This window comes from Caballeronia glebae (genome assembly GCF_001545035.1).
GTDB classification, from domain to species: domain Bacteria; phylum Pseudomonadota; class Gammaproteobacteria; order Burkholderiales; family Burkholderiaceae; genus Caballeronia; species Caballeronia glebae.
Genome location: NZ_FCOJ02000114.1, coordinates 1 through 10,226, shown reverse-complemented (window position 1 = coordinate 10,226; position 10,226 = coordinate 1). Strand labels below are relative to the sequence as shown.

Genomic DNA, 10,226 nt, shown 5'->3' with positions numbered 1-10,226 from the left:
TCCTTGGCCGGATAGATGCGTCCGCCGGCTTCGCGCACGATCGTGTCGAGCGCGGCGAAAAGCTGCGAATTGCGCAACTCGTGCTGCGGAAAATCGAGCGCGAGCGAAGTCCCTTCCATCGGAAACGACAGCAGTCCGGGCGAGGGAATATTGCCGCAGCGCTTGAGTACCGCGAGAAACGAACCCGTGCCGCTCGATGAAATGCGATCGAGCATCGCGCGCACGGCGTCGCGCGCGCTCGCCGCCGGCACGACGCACTGGTACTGCTGAAATCCCGCCGGCCCGTAAATGCGGTTCCATTCGAGCAGGCTGTCGAGCGGATAGAAATAGCCGTCGTAACCCACGCGCGAAAGCTCGATCGCCTTGCGCTGCTTGCGGTAATACAGCTCGTTGAACGCGCGCAGCGTGAGGCCGTTGATGAGCGAGACAGGCGGCGTGAACGGCACGCGGCGCGTTTTGCGTTGTTCGACATCGAGCGAGCCGTGGATCGCGTGATCGCCCGCCATGAAAATGCCGCGTCCGAGCGCGGCTCCGCGGCTCGCGCAATCGACCCACGCAACGCAGTATTCATGTTTTGCGTCGTACTCCTCCGACAGATCGAAGAACTCGTCGAGCTTGCCGAAGCGGATGCTCGTCACGTCGATGAGACTCGTGCGGATCGGCATCAGCGAAAATTCGGCCCACAGGATGAGCCCCGTGAGCCCGAGCCCGCCGATCGTCGCGTTGAACATCTCCAGGTTCGATTCGGGCGAGCATTCGATGAGCGTGCCGTCGCTGCGCGCGAGGCCGAACGCGCGCACGTGCCGCCCGAACGTGCCGCGCACATGATGATTTTTGCCGTGCACGTCGTTCGCGATGGCGCCGCCCAAGGTCACGTACTTCGTGCCCGGCGTGACCGGCAGCATCCAGCCGCGCGGCACGGCGAGCGCGAGAATCTGTTCGAACGTGATGCCGGGCTCGGCGCGCACGACGCCGCGTTCCCAGTCGGCGAAGATGATCCGGTCGAGCGCGAGCGTCTGCACGACGTGATTCGAACTCGCGAGGCAAACGTCGCCGTAACTGCGGCCGTTGCCGAACGCGAGCGTCGTGCCGTGCGCGCGCTCGACGTCGCGCCAGCGCGCCTGCGCTTCGTCGCGCCAGTGCGCGGCGTGCGCGGTCTGCGGCAGGCGCGGGTAGCGGCCCCAGGAGAGCAGTTCACTCATCGGTCAGATCGCGAGCCAGAACGCAAAGCCGCACAGCGCGACGACGAGCAGGCTCATGCGATCGCGCGCCGCGAACACGATGGGATCGTCGTTCATCCTGCCGCGATGCGTGATGACCCATGTCCGGCTGAACCAGTAGAGCATCAGCGGACACACCATCCAGATGTATTGCGGATGCCGGTAAAGCGCCGTGGTGCGCTCGTCCTGGATATACAGCGCGAGCACGAGCACCGAGATATAGCCCGACGACGTTCCCAGCGACGACACGATGGCGAGATCGCTCGCCAGATAGCCGCGCCCGCGCGCGCCTTCGCGGCCGGCCTTCATCATCGCGTGAAGCTCGGTGTAGCGCTTCACGAGCGCGAGGCTCAGGAACGCGAACATCGAGAAGGCCAGCAGCCAGAAAGTGAGCGGCACGTGGATCGCCGCAGCGCCCGCGACGATGCGCGTCGTGTACAGCGCGGCGAGCACGACGACATCGATCATCACCTGGCGTTTGAGCGCGAGCGAATAGGCGAGCGTCAGCACGTAGTAGCCGAGCAGAGCCGCATTGAATTTCCACGACAGGAAGGTCAGCGCGATCGAGAAGGAGGCGACGAGCAGGACAGGGCAGAGCATCATGCCCCACGCGAGCGGCATCGTGCCGGCGGCGAGCGGGCGCTTGCGCTTCACCGGATGCTGCCGGTCGTCTTGCAGATCGAGCAGATCGTTGAGCAGATACACGCTCGACGCGCACAGCCCGAACGCGAAGAACGCAAGCACGGCGAACCCGATTGCAGTGGGCGATTTCAGTTGATGCCCCGCGAGCAGCGGCACGAAAACCAGCACGTTCTTCAACCACTGATGCAGGCGCAGCGACTTCGCCCAGACTTTGAGCGTCGGCGGGCGGCTCTCGAAGACCTGTTCGATGTTGTCGTGCTTCGACGCGGCGCGCACGACGCCCGCGTGCGGATTGACCACGTATGCGCGGTCGGCGGCGGCCCAGACGGCGATGTCGTCGTGCGAATTGCCGACATAGTCGAAGCCCTTCTCGCCATACTCGGCGACGAGCCGGTCGCGCTTGCGATGCGCCGAGAGATTGACGTGCTCGTCGGTGGCGAACACGCGATCGAAGATCCCGAGGTGCTCGGCGATCCGCTGCGCGAACGACTCGTGGCTCGCGGTGGCGAGCGCGATCGTGCGGCCGGCGGCGCGCATGTCGCGCAGCCAGTTCACGACCTGCGTGTTGTAGGGCAGCGTCGTGACGTCGATGCTCACATGCTCGGCGAGCCGCGATTTGAGCCCCGGTTTGCCGCCGCTCGACAGCCATTGCAGCGGCTTGTAGAACTTCTGCGGGAACGATCTCAGAAACGCAAATCCGCTCTCGACGAGAATGTCCGAGTGAATCAGCGTACCGTCGAGATCGACGACGATGGGCTTGTTCATACAATTCACGTGAGGTGATCGGGTAAGCCCACAGCGCGTCCGGACCGAACCCACCGGTTGGGAATCGGGCGCGGCAAATACTCCGCTTGCTCGCGGAATTTAGCACAATCCGTAACAAATTCAGTCCGTATTCCGCTCCGTGCGCGACGTCGCGCGGTTGCCGAAACCCCCGACATTAAGGACAATCTTGGCGTTTCCACTCGTCGATGCGGTCCGTTTTCCTTTCGTGGCGCGGACGCCCCCTTTGTCCGATGAACGCGAACGCCCCGCAGAACCGATCGGCGCTCAAGCCCGATGCCGCCATCACCCTCAGTATTTCGATCGTCGTCTATCGGCCCGACGCCGCGTTGCTCGCGCGCACCATCGAAACGCTCGAAACCGCGCTCGCGCAGTTGCACGACGTCGTCGGGCGCCCATGCCTGTATCTGATCGACAACGGTGATCCGGGCGAGCTCGCCGATCTGCCCGCGCCTTCGGATGCCGAATTCGACACCGTCGTGCTCAAAGGGCACGGCAACGTCGGTTACGGGCGCGGCCACAATCTCGCCATCGCGCGCGCGGACAGCCGTTTCCACCTGATCCTGAATCCCGACGTCGAACTCAATGCCGACGGCCTGCGCCGCGCGCTCGCCTTTCTGCACGGCTCGCCGGAGACCGGTCTGCTCGCACCGTGGATCGGCGGCGACGATGGCCGTCAGCAGTTCCTTTGCCGCCGCTATCCGGCCGTGCTCGACCTCTTCGTGCGCGGCTTTCTGCCGTCCGCGCTGCGCAAACCGTTCGCGGGGCGGCTCGCGCGCTACGAGATGCGCGATGTCATCGGCGAGAGCAATATCGTGTGGGACCCGCCGATCGTGAGCGGCTGTTTCATGCTTTTCAGAACCGACGTGCTCAAGTCGCTCGGCGGCTTCGATCCGCGCTATTTCCTCTATTTCGAGGACTACGATCTGAGCCTGCGCACGCGGCGCGTCGCGCGCATCGCCTATGTGCCGTCGGTGCGCATCCTGCATCACGGCGGCGGCGCGGCGAGAAAGGGCTCGGTGCACATCAAGCTCTTCGTCACGTCGGCGTACCGGTTCTTCAACCGCTTCGGCTGGAAGTGGCTATGAGCGAAACCGGCCGGCGCATCGCGATCACGGGCGCCAACGGCTTCGTCGGCCGCGCGGTGAGCCGTGCGCTGCTTGAACGCGGCATCGGCGCGAGAGGACTCGTGCGGCGCGACGCGCAATGCGAACCGGGCGTCGACGTCCGCCATATCGAAAGCCTCGACGCCATCGCGCCCGACGCCTTCGCCGGCTGCGACGCGGTCATTCACCTTGCGGCGCGCGTGCACGTCATGGCCGATGCCGCCGCACAGTCGCAGGCGGTGCTGGAAGCGTACCGGGCGATCAACGTCGACGGCACGCTCGCCGCCGCCGAATCCGCGCGGCGCGCGGGCGTCACGCGCTTCGTCATGGTGAGCAGCATCAAAGCGCTTGGCGAAAGCGATCCGGGCCGCCCGTTCACCGAAGACGACGCGCGCAATCCGCCCGATGCCTACGGCATGTCGAAAGCCGAAGCCGAAGTGAAGCTGCTCGAATTCGGCAGCCGCACCGGGATGGAAATCGCGATCGTGCGGCCGCCGCTCGTCTACGGTCCCGGCGTGCGCGCCAATTTTCTGTCGATGATGAGCGCGATCGCGCGCGGCATTCCGTTGCCGCTCGGCGCGATCGATGCGCGTCGCAGCCTCGTCTCGGTCGACAATCTCGCGAGCGCGACGATCGAATGCGCGCTCGATCCCGCCGCCGCCGGCCGTCTGTTCCACGTCACCGACGGCGACGACCCGAGCGTCGCCGATCTCGCGCGCAAGCTCGGCGAGCGTCTCGGCAAACCGGCGCGGCTCGTGCCGGTGCCGGTCGGACTCTTGCGCGGCCTCGGGCGTCTGACCGGCAGGACCGCGCAGATCGATCGGCTGACGGGCAGCCTGCGCCTCGATTCGCGCCGCATCCGCGAGACGCTCGGCTGGCGCGCGCCGCAATCTCTCGACGAAGGCCTCGCCGCCACGGCCGCATGGTTTCGCTCGACGCGCGGCCGATAAGCGGTCCGCGAACGTTAAAATACGCGCTGCTTCGACACCGGCATTGCAAGTTTTCTGACAGGTTCGATCGGCGCAATTATCGTTATTCATCAGATATTTATGACTAAACGCGACGAGCGATCGCGTATCCTTCGGGGTTTTGCCGGAGAAAAGAATTGCCAGGACGACGGGCCTCGTTTTTGACAACTCGATAACAACGCATGCTGCATTCGTATTTCCAGGATTCGCCGCCTCTGGCCGCGATGTCGGTCGCGGTATTGGCGTTCGCCGCGTGCGTGCTGATTCTGCGCACGCTCATTCGCACCGGCCTCGCGTGGCGTCTCGCCACCGACATCCCCAACGAGCGTTCGCTGCACGAACGGCCCACGCCGCGCGTCGGCGGCTGGGGCATCGTGCCGGTCGCCGTCGTTGCGCTCTTTCTGGCGGCGCCGTCGATGTGGCTCGTCGCGGCATGCGCGATCTTCCTCGCCGCCGTGTCGCAGATCGACGACCGCCGCGGCCTGCCCGCGCGCGTGCGCTTCGCGGCGCATATCGTCGCGGTGGCGCTCGTCATCGTCGCGCATCCGGCCAATGTGCCGTGGTGGGCGCTCGCGTTCGTCGGCTTTCTGATGCTGTGGCTCGTCAATCTCTACAACTTCATGGACGGCTCGGACGGGCTCGCCGGCGGCATGGCGCTGTTCGGCTTCGGCGGCTACGCGCTCGCGGCGCTCGCCGGACCCGCGCCGCAAGCCGATCTGGGCCTGGCGAGCGCGGCTATCGCCGGTGCGGCGGCCGGTTTTCTGACCCTCAATTTTCACCCGGCACGGATTTTTCTGGGCGATGCCGGGTCTATTCCGTTGGGGTTTCTCGCGGGCGCGTTCGGTTATTGGGGCTGGCAGCGAGGCGTGTGGCCGGTCTGGTTTCCGGCGCTCGTGTTTTCGCCGTTCATCGCCGATGCCACCGTCACGTTGTTGCGGCGTCTCGCGCGTGGCGAAAAATTTTGGCAGGCGCATCGGGAGCATTACTATCAGCGCATGGTGCGCCTCGGAATGGGGCATGGGCGCACCGCGCTCACGTGGTATCTGCTCATGCTGGCGGGCATAATGCTCGCAAATTGGGCACTGCGGTTTTCCGTTACGGGGCAGTGGGCGGCAGTTGCGGGCTGGGCAGTCGTGGTTGTGACAGCGGGCGCGGTGGTCGACGCGCATTGGCGGCGTCATGAGACGCGCCATTCCGAACAATCTTGAGGGTCCGTGCTGATGAATCGAATAAAAGCTACATGGCTATCGGCGGGCGCGTTCGGCTTCGATCTGATGGCTGTCGTCGGGTCCTGGATCGTCGCTTATCTGCTGCGTTTCAATGGCACCGTGCCGCATGACTTTCGCGATGGCGCGCTGCACGCGCTTTTCTGGGTCGTGCCGGTCTACGCCGTGGTCTTTCGCGTGTTCGGGCTGTATCGCGGCATGTGGGTGTTCGCGAGCCTGCCGGACCTCATGCGCATCTCCAAATCGATCGCCGTCGGCGCGCTCGTCGTGATGGTGGGCGCGGTGATGTCCCAGCCCACGCCCATCATCCCCCGCTCGGTGCTCATCGTTTCGCCGCTCCTGCTGTTCCTCGCGATGGGCGGCGCGCGCGCGCTTTATCGCGCGGGCAAGGAGTTTTATCTGTACGGCGGGCTCGTCGGACAGGGCAAGCCCGTGATCGTGCTCGGCGCGGGCACGGCGGGCGCGATGCTCGCACGCGAATTGTCGCGTTCGAGCGAGTGGCGTCTCGTCGGCCTGCTCGACGACGATCCTGCGAAACAGGGCCGCGAAGTGCTCGGGCACAAGGTGCTCGGCTCGTTCGGCGATCTGCCGCGCTTCGCCGAGCACTTGAAGACCGACTACGTGATCATCGCGATTCCGTCGGCGTCGGTCGAGGAGCAGCGGCGCGTCGCCACGTTGTGCGTGCGCGCCGGCGTGAAGGTGATGGTGCTGCCCGCGCTCACGCCGCTCACCGAAGGCGGCAACTTCCTGTCGCGCGTGCGCCAGATCGACCTCGAAGACCTGCTCGGCCGCGAGCCGGTGAAAATCGACATGCCGCACGTCGAGCAACTGCTTCACGGGCGCGTCGTCATGGTGACGGGCGGCGGCGGCTCGATCGGCTCGGAGCTGTGCCGTCAGATTTTGCGCTTCTCGCCCGCGCAGCTCGTCGCCTACGACCTCTCCGAATACGCGATGTATCGGCTGATCGAGGAACTGCACGAGAGGTTTCCGGAATGCTCGGTGATTCCGGTCGTCGGCGACGCGAAGGATTCGCTGCTGCTCGATCAGACGATGGCGCGCTTCACGCCGCACATCGTCTTCCACGCGGCCGCCTACAAGCACGTCCCGCTGATGGAAGAGCAGAACGCGTGGCAGGCGGTGCGCAACAACGTGCTCGGCACGCTGCGCGTCGCACGCGCGGCGATCCGCCACAACGTGCGCCACTTCGTGCTGATTTCCACCGACAAGGCCGTCAATCCGACCAACGTGATGGGCGCGAGCAAGCGGCTCGCCGAAATGGCGTGCCAGGCATTGCAGCAATCCGCGCCGCGCACGCAGTTCGAGACGGTGCGCTTTGGCAACGTGCTCGGCAGCGCGGGCAGCGTGATTCCGAAGTTCCAGCAGCAGATCGCGAAGGGCGGGCCGGTCACGGTCACGCATCCGGAAATCACGCGCTTTTTCATGACGATTCCGGAAGCCGCGCAACTCGTGTTGCAGGCGTCGAGCATGGGGCGCGGCGGCGAGATCTTCATTCTCGACATGGGCCAGCCCGTGAAGATAGTCGATCTCGCGCGCGATCTGATTCGTCTCTACGGCTTCTCGGAAGACCAGATTCGCATCACGTTCACGGGGCTGCGTCCCGGCGAGAAGCTCTACGAGGAACTGCTCGCCGACGACGAAACCACCACGCGCACGCCGCATCCGAAGCTGCGCATCGCGCAGGCGCGTGGCGTGCCGGACGACTTCATCGACGAATTGCTGCCGTGGCTCATGCAGCATCGCGTGCTCTCGGATGAAGAAACGCGCCGCGACCTGCGCCGCTGGGTGCCGGAATATCAAACCATGACGTTGCCCGTGCTGCAAAGCGTGCCGGTTGCGAAGGCGGCGAACGAGCGCGGCGCGACGGGCTGAAGCGGGCGTCACGCATGACGACGCTCGACGAAGTTCATGCGCTGACGCACGCTGGCTCGCTGTTGTCGCAAGCTGGCGAGATCGTCGCGCCGTACGATCTCGAAGTCGCGAACGACGCTGCGTCCGCTTACACCGCTTATTCCGCTTTGCCCGCCGCGATCCTGAACGCGGGCCGCGAACCCTTCGACCCCGACTATGCGCGCGCGAGCCGCGTGCATCTCGTCAATGCGTTCGGCGTCACGCTCGGCGATTCGACCATCGGGCTTTCGGCGCTCTTCGCCGTGCAACGCCTTCATCCGCATCTTCGGTTCACGATCTATCGGCCGGCGCGCGCGCCGCGCTATGTACAGCGTCTTTATGAACTCGCCGCGCCGCGTCTCTGCGATGTCGTCGATCTGCCCGTGCCGCTCGTGAGTCTGCCCGCCGATGAACTGAAGATCGACATCGGCAATCATCTTTTCTGGCCGCGCTTCGCCTCGATGCCGATGATCGATTTCTTCCTCTGGACGATGGGCGTCGCGCCCGCCAGCATCCCGGCCGACGACAAGCGCAATCACTGGCTTGCCGATTTGCCGCTGAGCGCGCGCACGAGCGAGCCTTACGCGCTCTTCTGTCCAGACGCGAGCACGCCCGTGCGCAGCATTCCGGCGTCGGCGCGCGCGCGTATCGTCGCGCGCCTCGCCGATCGAACCGGTCTCGCGGTGATGGGTTTCGGCGCGGTCGATCATCCGCGTTATCGCGACATCGCGCCGCTTTGCATCGACACGGACGATTTCCTCGCGTGGATCAGACACGCGCGCTATCTCGTCACGGCGGACACGGCGGCGCTGCACATCGGCGCAGGCTTCGACGTACTGGCGACCGCGTTTTTCACGACGATCCCGGCCGCCCTGCGCGCGCGCGATTACGCGAACTGCGCCGCGGTCGAATTCAGTTTGCCGCATCTCGAAGGCATTCACGCGAGCGCGCGACCCGCCGATCTGGCCGCGCTCGAACGCGCCTATCGCGATTACGACTGGCGCGCGATGCCGTTCGCGCGCGACGTGTCGCATGCAACGTCGTCGATTTTCGTTTGAGTCTTCAGTTCGTCTTGCTCACCTGAAACGACGGCAGGCGCGCGTACAACTCCGCGACCCAGTCGATGAACACGCGCACGCGCCGCGGCTGATGGCGATTGGACGCATACAGCACCGACACGATGCGCGGATACGACGGATAGTCCCGCAGCACTTCCCTGAGCGCGCCGCTTTTGATGAGCGGATCGAGCGTGTAACTGGAGCTTTGAATCAGCCCGAGTCCGTTGACGCCCGCGGCGATATACGAGTCGCCATCGTTCACGGCGATCTTGTGTTTCATCGCGACGACGCGCGTTTCGCCATCGACGACGAACTCCCAGTTGCGCACGCGTCCCGTGTTGTTCAGCACGTAGCCGACCGCGAGATGCCGGTCGAGTTCATCGAGCGACGCCGGCTCGCCGTGCTTCTCGATATATCCCGGCGACGCGCAGGTGATCTGCGCATAAGCGCCGATGCGTTTGGCGACGAGCCCGACATCGCCGACCGCACCCACGCGCACGACGCAATCGACCGCGTCCTCGACGAGATCCACTTGCCGGTCCGTGAGCAGCAACTCGACGCCGATGTCCGGATACGCGGCGAAAAATTCCGGCAACGCGGGAATGATCGTGTTCTTCGCCATGATCTGCGGCAGGCTCACTTTCACGTTGCCCTTGGGACTCAGCTTCGAATGCGACAGCGACGCTTCCATGTCGTCCACTTCGCCCAGCACGCGCACGCAGCGCTCGTAATACGCTTCGCCGTCTTCGGTGATGCTGATGCTGCGCGTCGTGCGATTGATGAGGCGCGCGCCGAGATGCGCTTCGAGCGCCTGGAGCGTGCGCGAGACGCTCGCGGGCGGCAGGCGCAGCGCGTCGGCTGCTTTCGAGAAACTGCCCGCCTCGACGACTCGCGCGAACACTTTCATTGCAAGGAAGCGGTCCATGCTCGGGTCCCGAAAACGTGATCGCGCGCCTCGATGGACGCGCGAAAGTAGAGCCTGCAAATTCAAGCGACGATCATACTTGCGTTCCACGCACGCGCGCCACAACGAACAGGCGCAGCGCTCAGAGCCCGAGTCCCTGACAGAGCCACGACGAGTAGTGTTCGATCATGCGTTGAAACGGCGCGTGATGGCCGTAGGCGATCGACGAAACGACCAGCAGCCCGCAACCCGCGACGAGCGCGCGCGGCATCTTGCGCGGCTCTTCGAAAACGCGTGTGAGAAAGAGCGCGGCGATGACCGCGCCGAGCACCCAGCCCGCGACGACTTCGGCGGGCGTGTGCGCGTCCTGCAAGATGCGGCTCGCGCCGATCGCCGCCGCGAGCGCGAGGC

General features: G+C 65.2%; 9 protein-coding genes. 5 read left to right on the top strand and 4 right to left on the bottom strand.

The genetic code is table 11. From position 1 onward, the window contains the following. On the bottom strand, positions 1-1,202 hold a 1,202-nt coding region (locus tag AWB82_RS35645; RefSeq protein WP_086973959.1), incomplete at its 3' end, for an FAD-binding oxidoreductase. 3 nt (positions 1,203-1,205) lie between these two features. Continuing rightward, the gene (locus AWB82_RS35640) at positions 1,206-2,627 is read right to left on the bottom strand and encodes a UbiA family prenyltransferase (RefSeq protein WP_086973958.1); all 1,422 of its coding nucleotides are present in this window, start codon (positions 2,625-2,627) and stop codon (positions 1,206-1,208) included. A gap of 251 nt (positions 2,628-2,878) precedes the next feature. Here AWB82_RS35640 and AWB82_RS35635 point away from each other — a divergent pair, with 251 nt between their 5' ends. The 5 genes from AWB82_RS35635 (at position 2,879) to AWB82_RS35615 (ending at position 8,911) form a co-directional block, all read left to right on the top strand. Beyond that, the gene (locus tag AWB82_RS35635) at positions 2,879-3,733 is read left to right on the top strand and encodes a glycosyltransferase family 2 protein (protein ID WP_086973957.1); all 855 of its coding nucleotides are present in this window, start codon (positions 2,879-2,881) and stop codon (positions 3,731-3,733) included. Further along, positions 3,730-4,701, top strand: a complete 972-nt coding sequence (locus AWB82_RS35630) for a UDP-glucose 4-epimerase family protein (protein WP_086973956.1) — start codon at positions 3,730-3,732, stop codon at positions 4,699-4,701. The genes AWB82_RS35635 and AWB82_RS35630 overlap by 4 nt, the downstream gene beginning before the upstream one ends. A 200-nt stretch (positions 4,702-4,901) precedes the next feature. Then, entirely contained in the window at positions 4,902-5,927 is a 1,026-nt protein-coding gene (locus tag AWB82_RS35625) for an MraY family glycosyltransferase (RefSeq protein ID WP_086973955.1), read from the top strand. A 12-nt stretch (positions 5,928-5,939) separates the two neighbouring features. Continuing rightward, positions 5,940-7,835: a polysaccharide biosynthesis protein gene (locus AWB82_RS35620; protein WP_086973954.1), complete on the top strand. Its 1,896-nt coding sequence runs from the start codon at positions 5,940-5,942 to the stop codon at positions 7,833-7,835. A gap of 14 nt (positions 7,836-7,849) precedes the next feature. Further along, a complete protein-coding gene (locus tag AWB82_RS35615) occupies positions 7,850-8,911 on the top strand; it encodes a glycosyltransferase family 9 protein (RefSeq protein ID WP_086973953.1) in 1,062 nt (353 codons plus the stop codon). 4 nt (positions 8,912-8,915) lie between these two features. Here AWB82_RS35615 and AWB82_RS35610 read toward each other — a convergent pair whose 3' ends face one another. Further along, positions 8,916-9,836, bottom strand: coding sequence for a LysR family transcriptional regulator (locus tag AWB82_RS35610; RefSeq protein WP_086973952.1), 921 nt, complete (start codon positions 9,834-9,836; stop codon positions 8,916-8,918). A gap of 121 nt (positions 9,837-9,957) precedes the next feature. Next, the coding region (locus tag AWB82_RS35605; protein WP_143756979.1) for a phosphatase PAP2 family protein at positions 9,958-10,226 on the bottom strand (269 nt) is incomplete at its 5' end.

What these genes read in the sequence shown, in the direction of transcription:
- AWB82_RS35640 (WP_086973958.1), bottom strand. Translation starts at nt 2,627, where the DNA reads ATGAACAAGCCCATCGTCGTCGATCTCGACGGTACGCTGATTCACTCG.
- AWB82_RS35635 (WP_086973957.1), top strand. Translation starts at nt 2,879, where the DNA reads ATGAACGCGAACGCCCCGCAGAACCGATCGGCGCTCAAGCCCGATGCC.
- AWB82_RS35630 (WP_086973956.1), top strand. Translation starts at nt 3,730, where the DNA reads ATGAGCGAAACCGGCCGGCGCATCGCGATCACGGGCGCCAACGGCTTC.
- AWB82_RS35625 (WP_086973955.1), top strand. Translation starts at nt 4,902, where the DNA reads ATGCTGCATTCGTATTTCCAGGATTCGCCGCCTCTGGCCGCGATGTCG.
- AWB82_RS35620 (WP_086973954.1), top strand. Translation starts at nt 5,940, where the DNA reads ATGAATCGAATAAAAGCTACATGGCTATCGGCGGGCGCGTTCGGCTTC.
- AWB82_RS35615 (WP_086973953.1), top strand. Translation starts at nt 7,850, where the DNA reads ATGACGACGCTCGACGAAGTTCATGCGCTGACGCACGCTGGCTCGCTG.
- AWB82_RS35610 (WP_086973952.1), bottom strand. Translation starts at nt 9,836, where the DNA reads ATGGACCGCTTCCTTGCAATGAAAGTGTTCGCGCGAGTCGTCGAGGCG.